The sequence below is a fragment of the Nocardia sp. NPDC052001 genome (genome assembly GCF_040680615.1).
Lineage (GTDB): Bacteria > Actinomycetota > Actinomycetes > Mycobacteriales > Mycobacteriaceae > Nocardia.
Window position 1 is genome coordinate 92,617 of the sequence record NZ_JBFAXC010000015.1, and the last position, 21,806, is coordinate 114,422.

At 65.4% G+C, this 21,806-nt stretch carries 23 protein-coding genes; 8 read left to right on the top strand and 15 right to left on the bottom strand.

Going from position 1 to position 21,806, the window contains the following annotated elements:
* Positions 1–12: 12 nt before the first annotated feature.
* The 4 genes from AB0L82_RS39265 to AB0L82_RS39280 all read left to right on the top strand — a co-directional run bounded on the left by AB0L82_RS39265 (position 13) and on the right by AB0L82_RS39280 (position 2,933).
* Complete coding sequence (locus AB0L82_RS39265; protein WP_364648957.1) at positions 13–735, top strand: TetR/AcrR family transcriptional regulator; 723 nt, start codon at positions 13–15, stop codon at positions 733–735.
* Between the two features lie 68 nt (positions 736–803).
* Entirely contained in the window at positions 804–1,736 is a 933-nt protein-coding gene (locus tag AB0L82_RS39270; RefSeq protein WP_364648960.1) for a hypothetical protein, read from the top strand.
* Positions 1,737–1,810: 74 nt separating this feature from the next.
* The gene (locus tag AB0L82_RS39275) at positions 1,811–2,224 is read left to right on the top strand and encodes a VOC family protein (protein ID WP_364648963.1); all 414 of its coding nucleotides are present in this window, start codon (positions 1,811–1,813) and stop codon (positions 2,222–2,224) included.
* Positions 2,225–2,276: 52 nt separating this feature from the next.
* Positions 2,277–2,933 (top strand): hypothetical protein, encoded by a 657-nt coding sequence (locus AB0L82_RS39280; protein ID WP_364648966.1) that lies wholly within the window; start codon positions 2,277–2,279, stop codon positions 2,931–2,933.
* On the opposite strand, the gene AB0L82_RS39285 is transcribed toward AB0L82_RS39280, so the two are convergent.
* Positions 2,916–3,371, bottom strand: a complete 456-nt coding sequence (locus AB0L82_RS39285) for a VOC family protein (protein ID WP_364648969.1) — start codon at positions 3,369–3,371, stop codon at positions 2,916–2,918. The genes AB0L82_RS39280 and AB0L82_RS39285 overlap by 18 nt on opposite strands.
* Before the next feature lie 197 nt (positions 3,372–3,568).
* Here AB0L82_RS39285 and AB0L82_RS39290 point away from each other — a divergent pair, with 197 nt between their 5' ends.
* Positions 3,569–5,068, top strand: coding sequence for a Clp protease N-terminal domain-containing protein (locus AB0L82_RS39290; protein WP_364648972.1), 1,500 nt, complete (start codon positions 3,569–3,571; stop codon positions 5,066–5,068).
* Here AB0L82_RS39290 and AB0L82_RS39295 read toward each other — a convergent pair.
* Entirely contained in the window at positions 5,059–5,514 is a 456-nt protein-coding gene (locus tag AB0L82_RS39295) for a hypothetical protein (protein ID WP_364648975.1), read from the bottom strand. The two genes, AB0L82_RS39290 and AB0L82_RS39295, sit on opposite strands and share 10 nt — an antisense overlap.
* Before the next feature lie 176 nt (positions 5,515–5,690).
* Here AB0L82_RS39295 and AB0L82_RS39300 point away from each other — a divergent pair, with 176 nt between their 5' ends.
* Entirely contained in the window at positions 5,691–5,963 is a 273-nt protein-coding gene (locus AB0L82_RS39300; RefSeq protein WP_364648978.1) for a hexameric tyrosine-coordinated heme protein, read from the top strand.
* Positions 5,964–5,974: 11 nt separating this feature from the next.
* Here the strand turns inward: AB0L82_RS39300 and AB0L82_RS39305 are convergent, their stop codons facing one another.
* Positions 5,975–6,514 carry an ester cyclase gene (locus AB0L82_RS39305; RefSeq protein ID WP_364648982.1) on the bottom strand — a complete coding sequence of 180 codons (540 nt, stop codon included), beginning with the start codon at positions 6,512–6,514 and terminating at the stop codon, positions 5,975–5,977.
* A gap of 196 nt (positions 6,515–6,710) precedes the next feature.
* Between AB0L82_RS39305 and AB0L82_RS39310 the strand changes: the two genes are divergently transcribed.
* A complete protein-coding gene (locus AB0L82_RS39310; protein WP_364648985.1) occupies positions 6,711–7,109 on the top strand; it encodes a PPOX class F420-dependent oxidoreductase in 399 nt (132 codons plus the stop codon).
* Between the two features lie 96 nt (positions 7,110–7,205).
* Here AB0L82_RS39310 and AB0L82_RS39315 read toward each other — a convergent pair whose 3' ends face one another.
* The 6 genes from AB0L82_RS39315 to soxR form a co-directional block, all read right to left on the bottom strand.
* Positions 7,206–8,396, bottom strand: coding sequence for an FAD-dependent monooxygenase (locus AB0L82_RS39315; protein ID WP_364648988.1), 1,191 nt, complete (start codon positions 8,394–8,396; stop codon positions 7,206–7,208).
* A 178-nt stretch (positions 8,397–8,574) separates the two neighbouring features.
* Entirely contained in the window at positions 8,575–10,263 is a 1,689-nt protein-coding gene (locus tag AB0L82_RS39320; protein ID WP_364648991.1) for a tetratricopeptide repeat protein, read from the bottom strand.
* Positions 10,264–10,382: 119 nt separating this feature from the next.
* Positions 10,383–11,471 (bottom strand): TIGR03857 family LLM class F420-dependent oxidoreductase, encoded by a 1,089-nt coding sequence (locus AB0L82_RS39325; RefSeq protein ID WP_364648994.1) that lies wholly within the window; start codon positions 11,469–11,471, stop codon positions 10,383–10,385.
* 37 nt (positions 11,472–11,508) lie between these two features.
* A complete protein-coding gene (locus tag AB0L82_RS39330; protein ID WP_364648997.1) occupies positions 11,509–12,642 on the bottom strand; it encodes a phosphotransferase family protein in 1,134 nt (377 codons plus the stop codon).
* Positions 12,643–12,730: 88 nt separating this feature from the next.
* Positions 12,731–13,366 (bottom strand): TetR/AcrR family transcriptional regulator, encoded by a 636-nt coding sequence (locus AB0L82_RS39335; RefSeq protein WP_364649000.1) that lies wholly within the window; start codon positions 13,364–13,366, stop codon positions 12,731–12,733.
* Complete coding sequence (soxR, locus tag AB0L82_RS39340; protein ID WP_364649003.1) at positions 13,363–13,875, bottom strand: redox-sensitive transcriptional activator SoxR; 513 nt, start codon at positions 13,873–13,875, stop codon at positions 13,363–13,365. The genes AB0L82_RS39335 and soxR overlap by 4 nt, the downstream gene beginning before the upstream one ends.
* A 53-nt stretch (positions 13,876–13,928) precedes the next feature.
* On the opposite strand from soxR, the gene AB0L82_RS39345 reads away from it, so the two are divergent.
* Positions 13,929–15,410, top strand: a complete 1,482-nt coding sequence (locus AB0L82_RS39345; protein WP_364649006.1) for an MFS transporter — start codon at positions 13,929–13,931, stop codon at positions 15,408–15,410.
* Here the strand turns inward: AB0L82_RS39345 and AB0L82_RS39350 are convergent.
* From AB0L82_RS39350 to AB0L82_RS39375, 6 genes are all read right to left on the bottom strand, one after another.
* Entirely contained in the window at positions 15,380–17,359 is a 1,980-nt protein-coding gene (locus tag AB0L82_RS39350; RefSeq protein WP_364649008.1) for an acyltransferase family protein, read from the bottom strand. The genes AB0L82_RS39345 and AB0L82_RS39350 overlap by 31 nt on opposite strands.
* Positions 17,360–17,447: 88 nt before the next feature.
* Positions 17,448–18,737: an ArsB/NhaD family transporter gene (locus AB0L82_RS39355; protein ID WP_364649011.1), complete on the bottom strand. Its 1,290-nt coding sequence runs from the start codon at positions 18,735–18,737 to the stop codon at positions 17,448–17,450.
* Positions 18,738–18,780: 43 nt separating this feature from the next.
* Positions 18,781–19,227, bottom strand: a complete 447-nt coding sequence (locus AB0L82_RS39360; protein WP_364649014.1) for a CBS domain-containing protein — start codon at positions 19,225–19,227, stop codon at positions 18,781–18,783.
* 201 nt (positions 19,228–19,428) lie between these two features.
* Positions 19,429–19,968 (bottom strand): hypothetical protein, encoded by a 540-nt coding sequence (locus AB0L82_RS39365; RefSeq protein WP_364649017.1) that lies wholly within the window; start codon positions 19,966–19,968, stop codon positions 19,429–19,431.
* Between the two features lie 54 nt (positions 19,969–20,022).
* Positions 20,023–20,379, bottom strand: a complete 357-nt coding sequence (locus AB0L82_RS39370; RefSeq protein ID WP_364649020.1) for a pyridoxamine 5'-phosphate oxidase family protein — start codon at positions 20,377–20,379, stop codon at positions 20,023–20,025.
* Between the two features lie 75 nt (positions 20,380–20,454).
* The gene (locus AB0L82_RS39375; RefSeq protein ID WP_364649023.1) at positions 20,455–21,645 is read right to left on the bottom strand and encodes a helix-turn-helix transcriptional regulator; all 1,191 of its coding nucleotides are present in this window, start codon (positions 21,643–21,645) and stop codon (positions 20,455–20,457) included.
* Positions 21,646–21,806: the final 161 nt, after the last annotated feature.

Here is a 21,806-nt window from a genome sequence, read left to right on the forward strand (position 1 = left end):
ATAGTTGCCGGTATGTCCGCCGATGCCCGCCAACGCCGCGCAGCCCGTCACGCCCAGCCCGCTGCGGAGACCGCCGCCCCCGCGCCGCGCAAGACGCCGATCACCGTGGAACGGATCACCGACGCCGCGCTGCAGGTCGTGGCCACCGAGGGGTATGACGCGCTGACCATCCGCCGGGTCGCTACCGTGCTCGGCACCGGACCGTCCTCGCTGTACGCACACATCGTGAACAAGACCGACATCGACGACCTGCTGATCGGCAAGCTGTACGCCGAAGTCGTTCTCCCCGAACCGAATCCGGAGTCCTGGCGTGAACAGCTACTCGACGTGTACACCCAGATCCGAGACCTGTACCTGCGCTACCCCGGCATCTCACGCGCCGCATTGGCTGCGGTGTCGACGAACCTGGAGACACTCCGTGTTGGTGAAGGAATCCTGGCGATCCTGCTCGCGGGCGGCGTCGAACCCAAGACGGCCGGCTGGGCACGCGACGCCCTTTCGCTCTACGTCAGCGCGTACGCACTCGAGCAATCGCTGGTCCAGCAACGACGCGGTGGCCAAGACCAGGAATGGGTACTGAGCCACGACGAGCTGCTGGACCGCTTCACCGCACTTCCCGCCGACAAATTCCCCGAAACGCGCCGCCACGCCGCCGACCTGATCTCCGGCACCGCACCCGAACGCTTCGAGTTCACCCTCGGCCTGCTCATGAACAACCTGCTTCCCGCTAATTGATCAGTCCACCAAAGGTTTTCGCCGATTGCTTGATTCCGCTGTCGGAGGGTGGGTCTAGCGTTCGGTAGGTGTCCGAGAATGTCGACTTCCGCGCAACTATCAGGTTCCACGGTGACGAGGCCCGTGCACGGGCCGTGCAGGCCGCCGTAACCGCGGTACTGCTCCATGAGGAGGTCGTCCACGAGATACCCACGTGCTGCGAGGTGATGGACGACGGAATGTACGTGGTCCGTGCGGAAACCGATCCTGGATCCTTGCTCGTCAATGGCTGGTCCACCTGGGGATCGCGATTGGAGGCGCAGATCGCGCACACTGTCGCGGACCTGGCACCTGACGCGCGAGTTACCTTCGACTGGGGAGTTCCGGATCAGGGCGTGGAACTGTCCGATCTCGTCGGGGAGCGCGGTCGAAGGCTGCCGACCGAACTCGTTGATCCTCCGGTCGATTGGGCGGACCTCGCCAACCGTTTGGCCAATGTGCTGGCAGCGATGCCGGACTTCGCGTACCTGACCCTCCGCGCGGCAGATGGTAGATATGTCCAAGTCGTCAGCCCAACCGGCGAAATGTACTGCGAGGTGGCGTCGAACCACTCACTCGACCCGAACTGTCGAATGTCCGCAGCGCAGCAAGCGCTCATGTCCGAGCAAGGGTGGTCGGCGCCCCTGGGCAACGGCACCGTGAACTGGTCGAAGGAACTGCACCAACCTGTGGCCGCAAGCGACCGCACCGCGCTCGCCGAAGACGTCGTACGTGCGCTGTCGACCGCGCTGGCGATACCCGCTCCGACCGATCTGCAAGTCCAGGCTTGGCGTGACGGGCTCTCCCAGGCCTTCGCGGTCGAAGTCCTCGGATTGAGTCGTCTCCCACGTCCCCTTCTATCGCGCATCCAGGCTTACACACCACCGCGGAAGCGGCCCACAGTGATTGGTCTCGCGAGCAGATTGCGCTGGGCGCTTTTCGCTCGATCGGACCGGTTCGCAAGAAAACAGGGAACCGATTAAGGCAGGTGACCGATACCCGGGCCGGGGTGCGCTTCGTAATGTCAACCGGGACATTCAGAATGAAGGAGCAAGGCATGAAAGCGCACGTCAGCTCGATTCTCCTCGGCGTCCGGGATTTGGACCGGGCCAAGCAGTTCTATACCGAGGGGCTGGGCTGGAAGATCGCGAAGGACTTCGGTATCTCGGTGTTCTTCGAATCGGATGGCGCATCGCCCGTGGGCTTCTACGGCCGTGAGGGTTTGGCCGGTCAGGTGGGCGCGGACGCGGAAGGCAGCGGCTTCAGCGGCCTGGTGCTGACCTACGTGGTCCGCTGCGAAGGCCGCGTCGATGAGATCGTCGCCGAGGCCGAAAAGGCCGGTGCCACAATCCTCAAGCCCGCCGCCGCGCTGCCCTGGGGTGGATACGGCGGCACCTTCGCCGATCCCGATGGCTACATCTGGAGCGTGGGATACAGCGACCAAGGGACCGATCAGCCCTACGCGGAGTAACTCCGGCCGCCTGCCGCACCGCCCTGGGCGGTGCGGCTCTATCGTTCATGCTGTGGCAGAACAGGATTGGTTCGGTGGCGATATCGCGGCGTTGCGGCAACCGTGGGATGTGTTCGGCGAGAGCGACTTCGAATGGAAGTCGCGGTGCCGGGGGCTGGTTGACATTGCGGTGCTGATGGCTTCGGATGAGCCGTCGCTGGCCGAATACCTGCGATGGGCACCGGCGTTGAGTTTGCGGGCTCAACTCCATGGGGTCGATGTGTGGGATCTGCTGACTGATGACGATCTCGAGCTCACCGTCGTCGATCTCGATGACATTGACATAGACGAGTTCGAGACCGACCAATTCGCGAGCGATGGGTTGGCGATTCTGCTGTCGGCGCTGCGGTCCATGGGTTTGCTGCTGTGGACCGATTGGAAGGCGAACCCGTGGGAGATACGCGACGGCCTGCGGGCGCTGCATTCGTATCCGGTGGGAATGTCGTGGGAGTGGTTCGAGGCGGCGGCACAGGACTACGAGGTGGCGGCCGAGACCGGCGAGCGATTCCACGAATTGCTCGCCGAGCACAGCCGCACCGCCGGCGCCGCGATGGTCTCGATCAATACCGAGTCCGATTCGATGGCCCTCGGATTCATCCCCATCGCGCAGGCGGATGCGGCAGTCCTTCGAACCTTGGAGGACATCGAGGTGCTACCCCGCATCAGGTGAGGTGCGGAGTTCCTGCACCAGGCCGATGGTGACGCCGTTCGGGCCATAGATGTAGCAGTAGCGGTAGATGTCCTCGTAGTGAGTGACGATGCCGACGAGTTCGGCGCCGTGGGGGCGGAGGCGGGCGAGGGTGTCGTTGACGTCGTCTACGACGAAGGTCAGGCGGGGGATGCCCGGGACGTTAACCGGGGATGGGGTCGTGGTGCCGGTGAACAGGGGGGAGTGGAAGGTCGAGAGTTCGATTCGGGTGTGGCCGTCGGGGGTTCGGACCATGGCGATGTCCGCTTTGACCCCGTCGAGGCCGAGGAGCTCGTCGGCCCATTGACCGCCTACGCGCGCCTCACCCTCCAGTTCCAGTCCCAGTTCGACGAAGAACGCGACGGCGGCGGCGAGGTCGTCGACGACGAGCCCGGCGTGATCCATTCGGCGGACGGTCATGGGAATTCTCCTTCGGTTCGGTGTATCCGAGGCCCGTTCGGGTGCTCGTACCTCTGGGACGGAGCCGCCCGCGCGTTCTCGACATCCCTGGCGCATGAATTTCAAACTTCTTTCCGAGCGCGGTCGGCCAGCCCTATATTGGGCCACGGCAGGGTCGGTCCGGTGGGGTGGGCGGCTCGGCGAGCGAAAGAGTGCGTATGTCAGCGACCTTCACCGAGCGCGCGCGGCGCATCGTCGATTTCGCCACGGCGGAGGCCAGGGTGCGCGGGCACGACCAGGTCGGTTGTGAGCATCTGCTGCTGGGCCTGATCGATGACGGCGACGGCATTGGGGCGAAAACGCTCGAAGGGCTTGATATCTCGCTCGACGATCTGCGCACGCAGGTCGATGCGATCATCGGGCGGGGTGAGCCGGGGCCGCCGCTGGCCGAGTTACCCCGCACCGCGGGTGCGACGAGAGCGCTGGAGTTGGCGCTCGAGGAGGGGCGGCGGATCGGGCTGGAGTACGTGGGCAGCGAGACGATCCTGCTGGGTTTGGTCCGCGAGGGCGATAGTGTCGCGGCGCAGGTGCTGGTGCGGCTCGGTGCCGATCTGGAACGGGTGCGCGCATGGATCCGGTGGCTGCTCACCGCCTACAGCGGAACCGGTCCGAGATCGACCGCACCGACGTGGGCGCAGAAGTCTCCGCTGGAACGGTTCGGCCGCAATCTGACCGGGGAGGCGGATCGACTCGAGCCCGTCGTCGGCCGTGACGACGAAATCCGCGAGCTGATGTGCGCTCTGTTGCGACGCGCCAGGCCCTATCCGATGCTGATCGGGGAACCCGGCGTCGGCAAGACCTCGGTTGTCGAGGGCCTCGCGCGGGCTTTGGCTGCCGGGCCGGTCCCGAAAAGCCTGGCGCGCAACCAGATTTACAGTCTTGAGCTGGATTCCCTCGTCGTCGGCAGCCGCGACCGTGATGAGGTGGAGGCACGGCTGGAACCGGTCTTCGAGGAAATCGCCGGGCGCGGCGACGTCATTGTGTTCCTCGATGACCTGCACACGCTGATCGGTGCGGGCGAGAGCTATTCGAGTCCGACCGCAATGTATCTGGCCGAGGCCATGCGATCCAGGATCTCTCGGCGTGGACTGCGGTTCATCGGCGCGACCACGCCGGACGGCTATGACTCACTCATCGCGGCCAATCCCACTCTGCGTCACCGAGTTCAGCCGATCCAAATCGCCGAACCGACTATCGATCAGGCCATCGACATGGTGCGCGGGCTGCGCAAGAGGTACCAGTCCCACCACGGTGTGACCATCACCGACGCGGCAGTGACCACGGCCGTCACCGTGTCCCACCAATTCGTCAGTGCGCGAAGGCTTCCGGAGAAGGCGATCGCTCTGATCGACCAAGCCGCCGCGCGCGCCCGCATCGCCGATCTGCCGGACCTGCGCGAATTCGACGATGGAATCGCCGCCGCACTCGAAGGTAAGTTCGCCGCCGTTGAGGCCGAGGATTGGGCGGCGGCCGCCCAGTTCCGCGATACCGAAAAGCGCTTGATCGCCGATCGCTCGGTACGCGAGAAGGATTGGCAGGCAAGCACTTCGGAGCCGACGGTCGATCGGCAGCAGGTGCTCGAGGTACTCACCGGCTGGACCGGAATCGCCCTGTCCACCCCCTCGAATCCGGACCCCGGCGTCGACGATCAGCAATAGGTGCGCAGGTCCTCGAGCCGTACCGGTTCGGTGGCTTCGAACGTGACACCGACGCCGTAGGGATCGCAGATCGGCAGTGCGCCCTCGGCGAACCGGAGCAGCCATTCACCGTCGGCGTAGAAGTTCAACTGCGGCAGATCAACCGGGAACGTCGACGGGTCGAACTCCCGAAACTGCTCCGATGCGCCCGCATCCAGCCCGAATGCGGTCGCATCGGCCATCAGCGCCGCATGCAGAAATCGCAGACCGGACAACAGGTATCTGTCGATATCGCGAATCACCTCGGCGATGAGCTCCTCATCCACCGATTCCCGTTCGCCGAGAAGGATATTCACCTCGACCGGATTCGGGTAGAGGGCACTGACCACCGGCCCCTGCGCAGACCACAGGGTCTGCCCGTCGGGGCCCGGCCCCGCCGCGAACGCTCCCACATCAGCAATGAACACGTTCATACATTAAGCGGCCCGACCGTGGGCGGCAGTCGGGCCGGGGGCGAGCGATATCGGCGGCCATGTCGTGGCCGTACGCGCGGCACACCCCCGCGTAGCATTTGATCGGGCAGCTTATCGGCCACCAGCCCGCTCATTCCCAGCGCGACTCCCATCCCTCGCATTCAGCCCGCATGATCGAAGGAGTCCTCATTACAGCCCTGCCCGCATCCGAACTGGTCCTGGTCCCCGGCGGCACGCTCATCACCGCGACCCCCGAGGAAGGCCGAGCCCTCGCGCTGACCCTGGCACGCCACACCATCCACAACATCCAGCCTGACCTGGACAGGCTCAAAGAGGGCCGCCCGATCTACTCCGCCAACCCCGACAGCCTCATCGCCGCCGGACACGTGGTCGCGGTGGAGTTTCAGACCATCGCCGCCGCGAACAACTACTGGCGCGACTGACACCCGATCGGCTAGCGAACCCCGTTCTCCCGCTGCGCCTTTCGCTTGGCCCGTGCCATCCGCAGCAGATAGGCCGGGGTCGGTGGCACCCAGCCCAGCTGGACCGCCTGTCCGAGATCGTCGCGGTTTGCCCAGTGTTCGATCACCTTGCCATCCGCGATGCGCAGCCAATGTGACTGTGTGACAGCGAAACTCCGGCCGGTGGGCGGGAATACCTGATCGATCCGGCCATCCTCGCCATAGGCCACGAATGGTCCGACGTGCCGCCCGTGCATGATGGTGTGCAGCGCCACCAGATCGCCTTCCACCACCGCGTCCTCGATGGTGTGGCGCAGATCCGCGTAGGCGGCGCGCAACCAGAGCGCCGTGGCGAAATACGCGGCGGGTCCGTGTCCACGGGCTGCGGGCGGCTCGGCTTTGGCTTCCCGATTGGTCGCCTCCGGATGGATGATCGCGTCGAAATCGGCGCGCTCACCATCGGAGATAATGTGCACCGAGCGAATCGCCAGGGCGCGTGCGGCTTCGGCCGCGATCGCGGATGTGCTGTTCATGGGACCTCGCAATCGATTGCGGTACGTGTCCCAGGATGTATCGGCCACAACGGGGTTCGCGTTCAATCGGTCGAATAGGGCAGACGCACATCGGAAATCTAGCAACGCTAGACAAGCTGGCGCGCCGATGTTACCGTTGCTCCAGCTTCTAGCAACGCTAGAACTCATCGATTCGACGCACCGAGGAGCACCTGACATGACCTTCACCAGCAACGAGCAGCAGTTCCTCGCCGAAGCCGGAATCGGCCGTCTGGCAACGGTATCCCCGGACGGGGTCGTGCAGAACAACCCGACCGGCTACCGCGTGAACACCGACGGCACCATCGATATCGGCGGCATGCGCATGCGCGGCAGCCGCAAATACCGCAATGTCGAGGCGGGCAGCCGAGTCTCCTTCGTCGTCGACCAGCAGGTCTCCCTGGACCCGTACGTAATCCGCGGCATCGAGGTACGCGGCACCGCCCAGGCACTCGACGACCAGGAGCCGCCGTCCCCGCACCAGGAGCGCGCGGTCATCCGCATCCTCCCCGAGCGCGTCGTCTCCTGGGGCATCGACGGCGGATCCTTCGACTTCGTAGGCCGCGACGCCCCGTAGGTCGGTGAGGTGCACCGTCCGTCACCGACCTACCGGGTTCGAATGTGTACTGCCCATTCAACTTTCGAGACACCGGCTCACCGGAGCGGCGGAAGCTCAGACGGCCGAGGCGCGGGAGTCCGGGACGCCCTGGTAGTCGGGGAGGTCGACACCGTTGATCGCGCGGTTGATCAGGTCCATATCCCATTCGGGTTCGGCACCCGGTTCGGCGGGCGGCGGGGGATTGAGGATGCTGGCCGCGTGCTGGCGGCCGATTTCCTGGTTGGCTTCGACGAATGAGCGCATTGCCTTTTCGTAGGCGGCGAATCCGGCTTCGGGGTTCCAGTCGGCGGCGGCGAGTTCGCCGGCCAGCAGGTATGCGCCGACCAAAGCGAGGCCGGTGCCCTGGCCGGACATCGGGGAGGAGCTGAACGCGGCGTCGCCGAGCAGGACCACTCGGCCGTTGGACCAGCGGTCCATCACCACCTGGGCTACCTGGTCGAGGTAGAAGTCGGGGGTGTCGTCAAGGTGCGCGAGGATTCCCGCAGCCTGCCAGCCCATTCCGGTCATCCGCTCGCGCAGTAGGCGCTTCTGGGCGTCGATATCGCGGTAGTCGACATCGAATTCGGTAATGGGGAAGGAGAACATGGCCATCGCGTGGGTGGGATCGGGAATGGGCCGCAGGCCCGCCGAGCGACCGGACTCCTGGTAGTCGATCAGGAACCGTTCCAGTCCGAATTCATTGGGCACGGTGTAGAAGGCCAGGGCCATTCCGAGGTGGCGGATGAACTTCTCGTGCGGGCCGAAAACCATCGACCGCAACGAGGAATGCAAACCGTCCGCGCCGACCACGAAGTCGAAACGCCGCGTGTCGCCGCCCTCGAAGACCACGTCGACCCCGTCGGCGTCCTGGGTGAGTTCGGCGATGCGGTCGCCGAAGATGTACTCGACTCCCTCGCGGGTGTCGTCGTAGATCACTCGGGACAGGTCGCCGCGCAGGATCTCGATCTCGGAGATGTAGCCGTCGCCGCCGTCGTCATCGGCCCGAAAGGTCTCCAGCACTTGACCTTCCGCGTCCACGTTGTGGGCGCCGGCGGTCTCGGTGCGCGCCGCGCGCACCGCTTCGTCCAAACCCATCCGCCGGATGACCTCCTTGGTCACCCCGCGCGCGTCCACCGCCTGACCGCCGGGACGCAGCTCGGGAGCCCGCTCGACCACGGTCACCTCGGCCCCGCGCCGGTGCAGCCAATGGGCCAGCGCGGGACCCGCGATGCTCGCGCCCGCCACCAACACCTTGTTACCGCTCACTGCGTCTCCTGCTCGCCGGTCCGGATCGCTGTCCGGATTAACTCGATCCTGATGCACCGCCGCCGGTGCATTCGGAGGTACTGACTGCCGAGCCATCCGAAACTCATCGGTGCCGCGAAGATTGTTTCATCGCGGACCCGGAAATCGCGGTGAACGCCCGGTGGGACGTTCCTTGCAGCTACTGCTGTGCGGCACGTGCCGCGGCTCGCTGCGCGAGCGCCAGGGTTTCTCGCGTGACAACGGTGTACCGGTGGTCCGCACCGAAGACACGGACACGGTCGGCCAGGGCACGGGTAAGAGTGGCGATCGCGGCGTCGTGTTGACCGGCCGCGTTGTAGGCGGTGCCGAGCAGGTGCCGGGTCGACAGAGCGCCCGGGTGGTCGGGGCCGAGTACTCGTTCTCGGTCATCCACCGTACGTGCGGCCAGGGCGATCGCCTCGTCGTGGCGACCGGCGGCGACGAGTGCGAACGCCAAGTTGTGGGAGGAGGCGAGGGTGTCGGGGTGTTCCGGACCGAGGATGTGGCCGCGTCCGGCGAGCGCGAGTTTGTGTTGTTCGATCGAGTCGGCATAGCGGCCCAGTGCGCTGTAGGCGGCACCCAGGTTGTCGTGGGTGAGCAGCGTCATCGGATCGTGCGGGCCGACAACGCGTTTGCGGACGGCCAGGATTCGTTCGTAGGCGTCGGCACAGCGGTCGTGTTGTTTGAGCTGTTCGAAGATCGCGGCCAGATTGTGCAGCGACAGCAGAGTGTCGGGGTGGTCCGATCCGAGGGTGTCCATGCGGATCGCCAGGACACGTTCGTGCAGGTCGATCGCTTCCGGAAGGCGATCGGTTCTGTGATAGGCGTGGGCCAGGTTGTTGCAGACGACGAGGGTGTCGTTGTGGCGCGGGCCATAGGTCCGCTCATGGTGTGCGAGCAGGTGTTCGCACTGGTCGGCGGCTTTGTCGTACTGCTCGAATTCGGCGGAGTAGAGGTGGGACAGGATGCGACGCACCGGAATGGTGTCGTCATGGCCGGGACCACGAAGCCGCTCGTGCGTCGCCAGCACCTGTTCGAACAGCGGCAACCCGTGCTCGGGATGACCGGAATGCCATGAACTCCACGCGAGTTGGAACCTCGCCTCGATCGTATCGTCGTGGTCGGGTCCCAATTCACGCTCGCAGACGACCAGATCGTAGGCGAGCAGCGGAATCTCCGAGGCGTAGCGATTGGTGCCCCGATACAGCGCGGCCAATCCCTTTCTGGCATGGACTGTCTCGGGGTGATCCTTGCCGTGCACGCGCTCGGCGGAATCGAGAACGCGCTCCAGCAGCGGGATCGCCAGCTCGTCACGGCTGGTTTCCACGTAGTACGACATCAGCCGGTAGCGAAGGTCGATGGCGACCGCATCGTCGAGGTCGATGATGCGCTCGCGATCCCGAAGTGCCTGTCCCATAACGACAATCGCCTCCGGAACCCGGTCGGGCAGTCTGAGTAGCGCCAATGCCAGATACTCGCGTGCTTCGAGGGTCAGGCGACTGTCGACGCCGCGGACCCGCTCGTTGGCGGCCAGGCTGCGCTCGAGCAGCCCGACCGCCTCACCGTGCCGGCCGCGCCGATTGATATCGATCGCGACCGCGGTGCACACATCGATCGTCTTCGCATCATCAGTGGCATAGAGCGTTTCGCAGTCGGCGATCAACCCCTCGAAGTCCGGCGCATCGACGTACTCCGCCGAATCCAGCAATACCGCGAAGGCTCGCGGGTGTCGTGAACCGAGCTCCTGCTCGACGGTGTGCAACGAAAACTCGTGGAGCCGAACCGAATCGTCGTGCCAGCCCGCGAGTTGATACTGGAGATGATCGTGTTCGCCGGTGGAGATCGACATCCCGAAACTGTATCCGCCGCTGCGGAAGTCGTATTCCCACCAGCAATTGCCCCGTCAGGCGAGGAGGGCTCCCCAGCCAGGAATTTTGTGGCCAGGGAGCCCGGTCGACGGCTACGTGCTCAGGCGAACTTGCCCGGATTCGCCGCCACGGCGCGGCGCAGGGTGGGGCGGTTGGCGCGGTATACGTCGACCACCGATTCGAGTTCGTGCGGGCTCGCGCCGTGCATGATCACCGAGTGGCAGCCGAGGTCGTATTCGCGCGAGATCTTGCGCACGCACTGCTCGGGGGTGCCGTAGGCGGCCGAGTCCAGCCATTCGTCGGGGATGAGGGCATCGAACTGCTCGAGCACCTCGACCGAGGCGGAGGCGTCGATGGGGCCCGCCGCCGCGGCGTCCTGGAACAGCTGCGTGGCGCGAATCCGCTCCCACACCTGGGGATCCCAGCCGTTGGCGCTGATCAGGATGTCGGCGTACGCCTGCAGGTAGGTCACCAGCCGGCCGGTGCGGCGACGCAGCTGATCCGCTTCGGAGAGGGCATCGCTCGCGGTCGCCAGGCAGGACCAGATCCGGACGCTGTCGGGATCCTTGCCCGCGCGCTCGGCGCCACGCCGCACGGCCGCAACGGAATTCGCGGTCGCCTCATCGGAGAAGAAGGTGTGCAGGACAACGAAATCACCGATCTCCCCGGCGAGTTCGAGGGTCTTCGGGCCCACGGCGACGAAGCCGATCGGAGGCGCTTCGTCGAGGCCGTTCTGGTGGTACAGGACGGGCCATTTACCCGCCGGCCCATCGTGATTGATGATGGTCTCGCCGTCCCAGAGACGGCGCAGGATGCCGACGAAATCGCGCAGTTGCGCCTCGGTGACCGGGGGCAGGCCGATCGCCTTCCAGTTCGCCGCCATGCCGCGGCCGAATGCCATGGCGTATCGGCCTTCGGTCATCGCCTGCATGGTGGAGCCGATGGTCGCGGTCACCATCGGGTGCCGGGTGTGGTGATTGGTTGCCGCAGCTGCGATTCCGAGGTCGGTGGTGCATCCGGCGAGGCCGCCGGAGAGCACCGCGGAGTCCTTGACGGTCATGCGCTCGCCGATCATGCACGAGCCGAGGCCGAGCCGTTCGGCGTCGCGCGCCTCGGGCAGCAGCACGCGGGCGTCGGCGGGGTGGCGGGTAATGCAGTAGTAGGCGAGTTCGTTCAGTTGATCAGTCACGAGAGTGGTTCTTTCCCAGTGGTTTTCGGCTTGATTTTCAAGCGCCGAGGTCGGCGAGCAGCTCTTCGACGAGCGCCCGGTGATGCAGCAGTACTTCGATGTCCTCGGGGCGTTCCATCTCACCGAAATGGATCTGACGTCCACCGGCGCGCATGAAGACGACGCTGTAGTTCAGGGCGGCGAACATCGTGTACCAGGTCAGGTCGCCCAGCTCCACGCCCGAATGCGCGGCATAACTGGCCAGCACCTCGTCCTCGCGCATGAATTCCGGCATGCCGGGAAAGCCGAAGTTGTTCGCGATCGCGTGAAAGACGCGATGCCCGAACACGATCCAGGCCACATCGAGCTCGCGCGGGCCGATGGTCGCCATCTCCCAGTCGAGCACCGCCACCGGTGCGAAGTCCCGGTACATGAGGTTGCCCAGGCGTGCGTCGCCCCAGGAGAGCACGGTCTCGTAGGTCGAGGGCTCGGGGAGATTGGCGCTGAGCCACTTCAGGATTCGCTCCACCAAGGGCGACGGACCGATATCGCGGGCCGCGAACTCGTACCACGCCCGAGCCCGGTTGAGGTTGCGTTCGAGCACGGTGACACCGGGCTGCTTCGGGTCCAGGAACGCGAAAGTCGTTGCCGCGTCCGGAATCGCGTGCAACTGAGCGAGCGTCTCGACGGTGCTTTCCTGCACTCGGCGCTGCTGCTCCGGGTCGGCCTCGAAGAGCCAGTTGCCACCGAAGGTGTAGGGCATGACATCGGGCGGCACCTGCCCGTCGACCCGATCCATCAGCAGAAACGGAGTGCCCAGCACCTCACCGGAGGGTTCCAGGAACCGCACCCGCGGGACGCGGACATCGCTGGTCTCGGCGACGATGCGCATGACATCGAATTGGTCAGGCAGGCTGTAGTTTTCGTACACCGGGAAGTCGCCGGGCGCCGGGACCACCCGCGCGATCAGTTCGGCGATCTGCGTGTCCCCGGCTTCGCGCCAGGTCAGCGTCAGGGTCAGGGTCTCCGCGGACATCCCGTTGCTGTCGATGCCGGACCCGAGCGTGAGCGTCGGATCGGCCTCATCGGGCAGCTGGGTCGCCAGCCATTCGGTGAGGCGCGGGATCAGGGCGGCGGGGTCGCGGCTGCTGCGCTGCAGCCGCATGCCCTGATCATCGGGAGACGGAGACATGGATCACTCCTGACTGAATTGCTAAGGGTGGAGGTAAGACTGGACCTCCCCTTCGCAATTGTCAACGAGGGTTCTCAAAGAATATGGGTTATTGCAGGTAGAGCGCCATCGCATCGACGAGGCAGTGGCGTGCGTCGGTCAGTTCGGCGGGGGAGTCGAGCCTGCGCTCGTTATTGATCCCGCGTATGGCCATCGGGATCAGGGCCTGGACCCGATGCACCCTGTCCGCATCCAGGGGCAGGTCGGCCAGAAAGTATTCGAATGCTCGGAGCCAGGCGTTTTCATACCCGGCCATCGCCGCGGTGGTCAGGGGGAAGACCTCGAGACGCTCGTCCTGCGCGTTGGGCAGGCCCGCGCGCAGGGCCTCGACCGCGCGCCCTTCGGGGGAATCCAGGATGGTCCAGATGGCATCGACCATCTCCCAGACCCGCTCGCGGATCGATCCGGTGACCTGCGGCCAGATCTCGGGGCTGTTCGCGCCGCTGCGATCGGTCAACTCGGTGAGCACCGCGGCCCACAGGCCGTCGATATCGCCGAACTGATGCTTCAGGGTGCCCCAGCTGACTCCGGCCTCCCGGGCAATCCGGTTGGCCGACAACGGTTCTCCGGACCCGTCACCGAGGCATACGATGGCGATGTCGAGCAGCCGCTGGCGCGTCTCACGCCCCTTGCGATTGAGGCGAGTTCCCGCCGCGGACTGCATGGTCGAACTCGCTTCGCTCATCGCTGTTTCCGTTCCGCACGTCCCGCTGTCTCGGAGTCTCCGATTGTCGGTGTGACCATATCGGGGTGCAGCAGCCGCTGTGGCCCCGCGCCCTGTTCGGCGAGGCTATCGGCCGGATTCAGCACGTAGCAGCGGCGCAGGGACAGGCAGCCGCAGCCGATGCAGTCGGTGAGTTCGTGCTGGAGGCGTTCGAGTTCGCGGCGACGGGCTTCGAGGTGATCGCTCCAGCGCCGCGAAATGCGATCCCAGTCGCGCTTGCTCGGCATGTGGTCCTCGGGCAGGGTCGCGAAAGCCTCGGCGACTTCGGCGAGGGGGATGCCCAGGCGTTTGGCGAACAGGACGAGGGACAGTCGCCGCAGCACGTGGCGGGGATATCGGCGCTGATTGCCCGAGGTGCGGATCGAGGTGATCAATCCCTGATCCTCGTAGAAGCGTATGGCCGATGTGGCGACGCCCGCGCGTTCGGCGAGATCACCGATGGTCAGCAGATCGGTCGGAGTTCGTTTCACGCGGCACGCTCTCGCTTGACTTCAATATAACTTGAAGTTCTAGCGTAGCTGTCGTGACGCGAAATTCCCTGAATGCCAGCGTGCAGAGCACAAACCAGCCGGATGATCGACCGCGGGAATCGCCCGCGAACAGCGTCGGCAGCTGGTCGGAGCTGTTCTCCGGCCGCCATGCCGTGGTGGTGTCGATCCTGGCGGGCGGCGTCGCGCTGTATGCGATGAATCTGTATTTCACCGCCGCGCTGCTGCCGTCGATCGTGGACGATATCGGTGGCGACCGCTATTACGCCTGGGTCGCAACGGGGTTCCTCATGGCGGCGGTCATCGCGTCGATGCTGGTGAGCCGAGTCCTCGGATCGTGGGGCGGTGCGAGCGCGTATCTGACCGGGTTCCTGGTGTTCGCGGTCGGCGCCGCGATCAACGCGGCGAGCCCGACCATGGAATTGCTCCTGGTGGGCCGGGTGATTCAGGGGTTCGGTGGCGGATTGCTGGCGGGTCTCGGCTATGCGGTCATCAGAACCGCTCTGCCGCAACACCTCTGGGCTCGCGCCGCCGGTTTGATGTCGGCGATGTGGGGTGTGGGGACGCTCATCGGACCGGCCTCGGGCGGGCTTTTCGCCGAGTTCGGCGCGTGGCGCTGGGCGTATGTGTTGCTGATGGCCGTCGCGATCGTGCTGGCCGGACTCACTCGATGGACGCTGCCGCGCGGTGGCGGTTCCACCGCCGATCAGGCTCCCGTCCCGGTGCTTTCGCTGGCCCTGCTCACCTTGGCGGCCACCGCGTTCAGCCTCAGCTCCGCGGTGTCGACCGGTGCGCCCACCGCGATCGCACTCGGCGTGGGCGTCGCGCTGATCGCCGCGTTCTTCGTCGCCGAGCGACGAGGCCGGGCCAGCGCGCTCCCGAAACTCACGTACGCACAAGGCAATTCGCTCAAGTGGATCTACCTCACCGTCGCGGCCCTGTGCGCGGGCGTGATGACCGAGAACTTCATCCCCCTGTTCGGCCAAGAACTCGGCGGCCTCTCACCCCTGATCGCGGGCCTGCTGGGCGCCGCCCTCTCGGTCGGCTGGGTCGTCGCCCAGATCTTCAGCGTCAGCTTCGCCCCCGCCGCCGCCCGCCGCGCGATCCGTCTCGCACCGCTGCTGCTCACCGGCGGCCTGATCGCCTACGGGCTCCTGCAAACCGACGGCGCGTCCACACCGCGCATGATCATCTGGGCCGTGGCGCTCTTCCTGGCGGGCGCGGGCATCGGACTGGCCTTCCCACACCTGAGCGTGGCCGCGATGAGCAGCACCGACGATCCAGCCGAAGGCGCGAAGGCCGCCGCCGCCCTCAACACCACCCAGCTGATCTCCTACACCGTCACCTCGGCCATCGCGGGCACCCTCATCCGCCTCGGCGACACCACTCCCGTCGACTCGGCCCGCCTGATGACCATCGGTATCACCGTCCTCACCGCCCTGGGCATCGTCACCGCGCTCATGGCGACGCGCACGCTCTCCCGGTCTCACCACCAGCCGAGGATCGGGGCCAATTGACGGCCCAGGGCCGGGGCCAGGGTGCGGGAGTAGGTGGCGGTGAGGTGGTGTTCGTCGTGGTAGATCAGGACATTGCCTTCGACGACGGGGCAGATCTCGGGTTCGCAGACGGCGTCGGTGAGGTCGATGGGGTAGATGTTCGGGTAGGTCGACGACGCTTCGATGGCGGGATTGACGGGGTTGAGGGCGTCGGTGCGCCGCATACCGCAGCCGAGGCGGTCGCCGCCCTTGCTGAGGCAGTCGACGGCGCGGTAGCGAATGCCGTTGTGCCGCAGCCATGGTGTGTCACGGATGACGATCACGTCGAGGCCGCGGGCGGTGAGTTCGTTCCATACGTCGAGGTAGTCGGCGGGGGTTTCGTCACCGCCCTCGTCCACGGGACGGGTTCCGGTGGTGAATACCCAATCCGGTTGCTCCTCGCCGAGCAGGTTGATCACCTCACGGGACCAGTTGACGCAGTCGGGATTCGACTCGCCCCGGTACATCGGGTCGGCCTCCACGGTGAGGGGACATCCCATTTTGAGGTGGACGACGATGCGGAAGTGGTTTTCGGTCGCCAGCAGATCGAGGGCGGGCAGCCAGTGCTCGGCGTGTGAGCTGCCCACCACCGCGAGTGTGCGGTCGGATTCCTGATCGCCGTAGACGCAGGTGACGACGGTGCTGGTATTCCAATCGGAGATGCAGCCCTGGAGGGTGGGCGGCGGCAGTTCTGATGGCGCTTCGAAGACGGTCGGGCGCATCGTCGCCGGTGGTGCGGCGATGCCCGCGCTCAATGCCTCGGCTCCCGGATAGAGCACCGGGTCCAGGGCTGCCGCGGGCGCGGTGGGCTGGGAATCGACGATCACGTGCCATACCGATGCGGCCGCGATCACCAGCACGCTCGCGAGCGCCACCCCCGCTCGCGCGATCCAGCGGTAAGTGCGTGGGGCGGAACCGGATTCCCGCCGGAATGCCGCCCGCACCGGCTGTTCGATCCCGTGATGGGTCATCCAGGCCAGTACCAGCGACAGCCCGATGATCACTATCCCCTGACTGAAATTGACTGTGCGCTGCTCGAATTCGATGAGAAAGAAAATGAGCATGGGCCAGTGCCACAGATACAGCGGATAGGCGAGCGCGCCGAGCTCGACCATCGGCCGGGTGGCGAGCAGCCGGTTCGGCCAGGGCAGTGCGGCGGTGGGCAACCCGGTGCCGGAGATGATCAGCGCGGCCGCCGTGGCGACCGGGAACAGCGCGGCGGGACCGGGAAAAACGTTGGCGCCGTTGAACAGCCATCCGCAGGCCAGCACACCGGCTACGCCGAGTACGGCGAGTACGGGTCGGCTGATCCGCGAGGGAGTCAGCGCCGGGGCGATGACGGCGAGCGCCATGCCCGCGAGCAATTCCCATGCGCGGGCGAAACTGTCGTAGTAATTCCAGCCCTGCTGGGTGATCGCCCCGTGCGCGGCGTACCCGAACGACATCGCCCCGAGCACGACCGCCAAGATCAGCGTCGCCGGACGCAGCAGTGCGGGCTTACCGATGCGCCGGCATCCCCACGCCAGCGCTGCGATGAAAAGTACTGCGGCGAGATAGAACTGGCCCTGCACCGCCATCGACCACAGATGCTGGAGCGGACTCACCGACGGATCGGCCGCGAGATAGTCCGACCACGACAGCGCGAGTTGCCAATTCTGGTAGTAGAACAGCGAAGCCAGTGCTTGGTCCGCCACATCGTTCCACCGCGTGTACGGACTGATAAGCACGGTGGCCACCGCGACCGCCACCAGCACGATGAGCATCGAGGGCAGCAGACGGCGCAGAGTACGCCGCAGAGTCGGCAGCACACCCACCGCGCCGATGGAATCGTTGCGCCGCAACAGCAATCCGGTGAAGAAGAATCCCGAGAGCACCAGGAATATGTCCACCCCGCCGGACACCCGGCGGAACCAGATGTGGAAGACCACCACGAGCGCGATGGCGAGGCCACGCAGCCCATCGAGGTCATGCCGATACTGCTGGGGGGATGCGACGGAAATGATGACGAGTTCTTTCTACTCAAGCGAGAACGAAATAGCGCAGCCACAGATACGGGGCGGCGACCGCCACCGTGATAGCGGTGACGACGACGCCCTTGCGGGTGAATTCCCAGAACGAGATCGGATAATCGGCCCGGCGCGCGATACCGAGCATGACGACATTGGCACTGGCGCCGACGGCGGTGAGGTTGCCACCGAAATCGGCGCCGAGGGTCAGCGACCACCACAGCGGATGGCCGGGGGTGCTGTGATCCATCCCGGCGACCAGGTCCGCTACCAGCGGGCTCATCGTCGCGACGTAGGGAATGTTGTCGATCACCCCGGACAGCACCGCCGACACCCCAAGGATGAGCATGGTCGCGGCGAGCGCGTTCCCGCCGGTGGCGTCGGTAGCCGCCGCGGCGAGGCGTTCGATGACACCGGTTTTCACCAGTGCGCCGATCATGATGAACAGTCCGGCGAAGAACAGCAGGGTCTCCCACTCCACCGCGGCCAGGTAATCGCGTTGCGGGAGACGCGAAGTCAGGATCAGGATGCCCGCGCCGAGCAACGCGACCACGGACGGCTCGATATGGAATATCGAATGGCCGATGAATCCGGTGAAGACCGCCGCCAGCACGAGCCCGCACTTGATCAGCAGTCTCGGATCGCGGATGGCCTCGCGTTCATCGAGTGCCATGACATCGGCGACGCGTTCGGGGTCGACCACGAACGAGCCGCGGAACAATCGCGGCAGGATCAGTGTGAACACCGCGATCTCGATGATGACGATGGGTGTCATATGGACCAGGAAGTCGTTGAACGTCAAGCCGGCCCGGCTGCCGATGATGATGTTGGGTGGGTCGCCGATCAGGGTCGCCGCGCCGCCGATATTGGAGGCCAGCACTTCGGCGATCAGGAATGGCACGGGGTTGATCGCGAGCCGATCGCACACCAGCAGAGTCACCGGCGCGATGAGCAGGATCGTGGTGACGTTGTCCAGGAACGCGGACGCGATGGCGGTGATGAGTACCAGCAGGATCATGATCCGCAGCGCGGATCCCTTGGCGCGCTTGGCGGCCCAGATCGCGGTGTATTCGAAGACGCCGGTGTGGCGCAGCACCCCGACGATGATCATCATGCCGAGCAGCAGGAATATGACGTCCCAGTCGACACCGGTCTCGCGGGAGTAGAACGCGTCCTGCGAACCCATCACCCCGAGCGCGAGCACGATCGCCGCACCGCCCAGGGCCGCATGGGTTTTCGGGATGCGCTCGGTGGCGATGAACAGGTACGAGACGATGAAGACGCCGATCGCGAGCATCGTCATCGGGACCACCGCCCGATCGTCGATTCGATCGGGCGCGGCCGCTTCAGCAGGCGGTCAGCACCGCCGCGAGCAACCGCGACGCGGTGATCACGCCCACCAGTTCCTTGCCCTTCATTACCGCGAGCAGTGGACTGCGCAAGCGGGCCATGACCGCGGCGACCTCGATCACCGTATCGCCGGCGTCCGCCGCCGGGACATTGCTGAGCCCGTCGGGGATCACGTCGCGAACCTTCTTGCCGCGCAACTTGTCCGAGATGCGATCGCACATCGATTCGGTCAGCACACCCGCCAGCGACGGATCGTCCTGCACATAACTGGGCACGATGAACCGCACCACCTGCGACGCCGGCAGCACCGCCACCGGGATACCCGCGCTGTCGGTGACCAGGATCCCGGGCAACCGGTGCTCGGCCAGCAACCCGGCCGCGTCCAGCGCGTTGGTATCGAGGGTGACCACCGGGAATTCCTCGGCGAGTTGAGCAGCATGCATACCTGCAGGATACGACGCCGGACCATATTTCGATCCGACCCGGAATCGTCATGATCGTCCACCCGGTGGCCATCGGATTCTCCCACGTCGAAGGGCGCGAACCGACTCCCGGATCACGTTCGCCGACCAGACTTCCCGGCACACCTGAGCTAAAAGATGCCGTAAAGAATCCGTCAGTAGCAAGTCGGCGGCAAGCGACTGTCAGTTGAGGACGGCGAGAAAGGTCGCGGCATCGCGATGCGAACGCAGCCGAATGAACTCGAGATGCCCATAGGCCGGATCGGACCGCAGGGCGAGATACCGTTCGCGATTCTTACCGTGGGTCGTCCAGGCCCACACGATCACCGACCGTTCGGGATTGAGCGAGAACATGTTTCGCCACTCTTCCCGATTGCCGTTCCATAGCTCACGGCGCGTGAGCGCCCTGACGACGGTTCGCTTGACGATCTGCCGCATGACCACGTGCCGCGGCAGGTCGAACCAGAGCACCGTATCGGCCCGCCGCCACACCAGATCCCCGAGTTTGCCGTGATAGTTCCCATCGGCGACCCAGGCGTCAGACACCAGCCGTTCGGCGACAGCCACCTGGAACTCCTGCGCGGGCATGGGCGTCCAGTCGGCCTGATGGTGGATCGCGTCGAGCTCGATATGCGGTATCCCGAGCACCTCGGAGATGCGCCGCGCCAGCGAACTCTTCCCCGAACCCGAGGTTCCCACCACCGATATCCGACGCCCACTCACCCCCGCATTCTTTCACCGGGCCGAATGCGGTCGAATGGCACCCCGGATGGGCCATCACACGCTGGCGACTCCGACGATGTCGCGCGGAGTGACCACGATAAGCGATCTTTGCTGGTCGACAGCGCGTTCGGCGATACTCGCGTCCCCGATCACACGAACCTGCCTGTTCGGTCGTTCCCCATCCGTCCGCAACTCGCCCTCGATATCAATGACCAAACCCACCTTCGGATTTCGCGCGATTCGGCGCAGATGCGGACGGGTCGAGAAGCTGGTCAGGTGGAAACGGCCACTCTCCCAGACGAACCAGATCGGGGTGACATGCGGATATCCGTCGGAGTCGATCGTGGCAAGGCGCGCAACGACATCCAGATTCAGCAGGGCGTCTATTTCGGGGCGTTCCAGGCGACGCATGGTGGTTCTCGACGCTCCTCTGACTTCGGGCGGGCATGAAACGAAGGATTGAGGGCTATCGGATTCCCACACCGACTACGACGTCACTCCGACACGACGGGCGAGCTCACGCAGCGCGTTCTGGCGATTATGGTGCAGCAGTACGCCGACCACAGTCCGCAGGAGCGTTTGGTAGCGCACCCACTCCTTGCCGACAACGCGTTCCGCGGTGAGCAGCATGTCGAGCGCCAGCTGATACTGGCCCATCTGCACGGCGGCCGCTGCCTTGTCGACCAGATGCCGCCCCTGCGCGACGGGTGCTAGACCAATCCCGTTGTGTGGCATCTTCTTCGCGACCTTGAGGGCTTCACCGAACCGCTCGTTGCTGATGTTGATGTCGACTGTCTGCATCACCTGCTGGCTCGGGCCGAAGTCGCTCTCGTACCACTTGGTGTCTCGGCCGATCCGTTTGGCGACCATGCCAGCCTCATCGGCCAATGCCAACGCCTCGGGTACGTGCTGCCACCGGCCGGCTGCGGTTGCGCCCTGCAACAGAAGCGCACCATGCACCGCGAGATGCTGTTCGAAGACCTCACCGCGAGGTTCGACCGACTCTGCCGCCTTCAGTGCAACTCTGTGCGCTTCCTCGTGACGGCCGGACACAAGCAGCTGCCACGACACGCTGCCGCGCAGGGCCGCCACCAGCAGCTCGTCATTGCCTTTCTCAGCTGCGTCCAGCGCATTTCGGATCGCGATCGAGGCCAGATCCTGCTGACCGAAGTGCACCAGCGCGCAGCCCGCGACCCAGTTCATGCGCGCGAGAATCTCCTGCGCTCGTGGCACCTCGCCGCCCTGCGCGGCGTGCGCGGCAGCACGCACCTCGGTAATTCCCAACGGTAGCAATCCCTGGAGATCGTCGAACCGGCCGAACGAGTAAGCGCCCCACGCTCGATCGACCGCGCGCTGGGCAGCTGTCAGTGAGATGTCGAGACCGTCCAGGTCCGGCCCGCCCATCAGGTCATCTACAGGTGTCAGTGCACGGCGGATCGCGACTATCCCCGCATCGAGGTCGCCGGAGGGAGCGCTATGGGTGATCCCCATCAGGTCTCTGACATCGATATCCAACGCTCGTGCAATCCGCTGCAAGACAGGGATCGAGGGCCGCTTCTTGTCCTGCTCGATCTGGGCGATCATGGACTTGCTGATGCCCGCCAACTCGGCGAGCCTCGCCTGAGTGATGGCCTTTCCGCGGCGGCGCTGAATGCGCTCACCGAGCGTCTCATCCATTTCGCTTCCTTTGATGAATCCCCGACATCGAGCGTACCGAGAATTCGATTCAGAAGTAGCACTCACGGTGTTACTTCCATTGCCCGGCGCGGGTTTACGTTCGTTTGAGCGAGCGATGTCCGGATGCCCCCGCCCCCTTCAATGGGGTGATCTGCCGACCA

Coding starts and splice junctions, on each gene's coding strand:
- AB0L82_RS39375 (WP_364649023.1), bottom strand. CDS start 21,645: ATGGATGAGACGCTCGGTGAGCGCATTCAGCGCCGCCGCGGAAAGGCC.
- AB0L82_RS39265 (WP_364648957.1), top strand. CDS start 13: ATGTCCGCCGATGCCCGCCAACGCCGCGCAGCCCGTCACGCCCAGCCC.
- AB0L82_RS39310 (WP_364648985.1), top strand. CDS start 6,711: ATGACCTTCACCAGCAACGAGCAGCAGTTCCTCGCCGAAGCCGGAATC.
- AB0L82_RS39355 (WP_364649011.1), bottom strand. CDS start 18,737: ATGACGATGCTCGCGATCGGCGTCTTCATCGTCTCGTACCTGTTCATC.
- AB0L82_RS39305 (WP_364648982.1), bottom strand. CDS start 6,514: ATGAACAGCACATCCGCGATCGCGGCCGAAGCCGCACGCGCCCTGGCG.
- AB0L82_RS39335 (WP_364649000.1), bottom strand. CDS start 13,366: ATGAGCGAAGCGAGTTCGACCATGCAGTCCGCGGCGGGAACTCGCCTC.
- AB0L82_RS39330 (WP_364648997.1), bottom strand. CDS start 12,642: ATGTCTCCGTCTCCCGATGATCAGGGCATGCGGCTGCAGCGCAGCAGC.
- AB0L82_RS39275 (WP_364648963.1), top strand. CDS start 1,811: ATGAAAGCGCACGTCAGCTCGATTCTCCTCGGCGTCCGGGATTTGGAC.
- AB0L82_RS39300 (WP_364648978.1), top strand. CDS start 5,691: ATGATCGAAGGAGTCCTCATTACAGCCCTGCCCGCATCCGAACTGGTC.
- AB0L82_RS39370 (WP_364649020.1), bottom strand. CDS start 20,379: ATGCGTCGCCTGGAACGCCCCGAAATAGACGCCCTGCTGAATCTGGAT.
- AB0L82_RS39285 (WP_364648969.1), bottom strand. CDS start 3,371: ATGACCGTCCGCCGAATGGATCACGCCGGGCTCGTCGTCGACGACCTC.
- AB0L82_RS39290 (WP_364648972.1), top strand. CDS start 3,569: ATGTCAGCGACCTTCACCGAGCGCGCGCGGCGCATCGTCGATTTCGCC.
- AB0L82_RS39320 (WP_364648991.1), bottom strand. CDS start 10,263: ATGTCGATCTCCACCGGCGAACACGATCATCTCCAGTATCAACTCGCG.
- AB0L82_RS39360 (WP_364649014.1), bottom strand. CDS start 19,227: ATGCATGCTGCTCAACTCGCCGAGGAATTCCCGGTGGTCACCCTCGAT.